Origin of the sequence: Streptomyces murinus (genome assembly GCF_002154555.1) — a bacterium.
Classification (GTDB): Bacteria; Actinomycetota; Actinomycetes; order Streptomycetales; family Streptomycetaceae; genus Streptomyces; species Streptomyces murinus.
The window spans coordinates 1-1,225 of record NZ_MUNF01000643.1; the positions used below are offsets into that span (position 1 = coordinate 1).

A 1,225-nucleotide genomic window follows, 5' to 3' on the forward strand; every position below is an offset into this window, starting at 1 on the left:
TCTCCTGGCCGACGGGCGGCGAGACCGCCCCGCCGCCCGTCGGCCAGGAGAGCGGCCAGGACACGGGCGACGACAACGGAGCACAGATGAGTACGGGCGGCGAGGCACCCGGGGTCCCCGAAGCGGCGATCCCCGAGCTGGTGATCATCTCCGGCATGTCCGGAGCGGGCCGCTCGACGGCCGCCAAGTGCCTGGAGGACCTCGGCTGGTTCGTCGTGGACAACCTGCCGCCCGCCCTCATCCCCACCATGGTCGAACTGGGCGCCCGCTCCCAGGGGAACGTGGCGCGGATCGCGGTCGTGGTGGACGTCCGCGGCCGGCGCTTCTTCGACAATCTGCGCGAGTCCCTGGCGGACCTGGAGGCCAAGCACGTCACCCGGCGGATCGTCTTCCTGGAGTCCTCCGACGACGCCCTGGTGCGCCGCTTCGAGTCGGTGCGCCGCCCGCACCCCCTCCAGGGCGACGGCCGCATCGTGGACGGCATCGCCGCCGAGCGGGAGCTGCTGCGCGAACTGCGCGGCGACGCCGACCTGGTGATCGACACCTCCAGCCTCAACGTGCACGAGCTGCGGGCCAAGATGGACGCCCAGTTCGCCGGCGAGGAGGAGCCCGAACTGCGGGCCACTGTGATGTCCTTCGGGTTCAAGTACGGCCTCCCGGTCGACGCCGACCTCGTCGCGGACATGCGGTTCCTGCCCAACCCGCACTGGGTCCCGGAGCTGCGCCCCTTCACGGGCCTCAACGAGGAGGTCGCCGCCTATGTCTTCAACCAGCCCGGCGCCAAGGAGTTCCTGGACCGCTACGCCGAGCTGCTGCGGCTGATCGCGGCCGGCTACCGGCGTGAGGGCAAGCGCTATGTGACCATCGCGATCGGCTGTACCGGGGGCAAGCACCGCTCGGTCGCGATGTCGGAGAAACTCGCCGCGCGCCTCGCGGCCGAGGGTGTGGAAACGGTGGTCGTACACCGGGACATGGGACGGGAATGACGGAACGTACACCGCGGCTGGGCCGGCTGCGCCGGATGGTGCCCGAGGCGCGCTCCGGCCGCTCGGGCGAGACCCGTGCCGGCCGCCCGGTCGAGGCCCGCGGGGGCCGGCCCCGCCGCCGGGGCGCACAGCCCAAGGTCGTCGCGCTCGGCGGCGGCATGGGCCTGTCGGCCTCGCTGGCCGCGCTGCGCCGGATCACCGGCGATCTCACCGCCGTCGTCACCGTGGCCGACGACGGC

The 1,225-nt window shown here is 72.9% G+C and carries 2 protein-coding genes; both read left to right on the forward strand.

Going from position 1 to position 1,225, the window contains the following annotated elements:
• The first annotated feature begins 86 nt into the window (after window positions 1-86).
• Window positions 87-986: an RNase adapter RapZ gene (rapZ, locus tag CCN72_RS32180; protein ID WP_086811725.1), complete on the forward strand. Its 900-nt coding sequence runs from the start codon at window positions 87-89 to the stop codon at window positions 984-986.
• The coding region (locus tag CCN72_RS32185) for a 2-phospho-L-lactate transferase CofD family protein (protein WP_143664269.1) at window positions 983-1,225 on the forward strand (243 nt) is incomplete at its 3' end. The genes rapZ and CCN72_RS32185, both read left to right, overlap by 4 nt.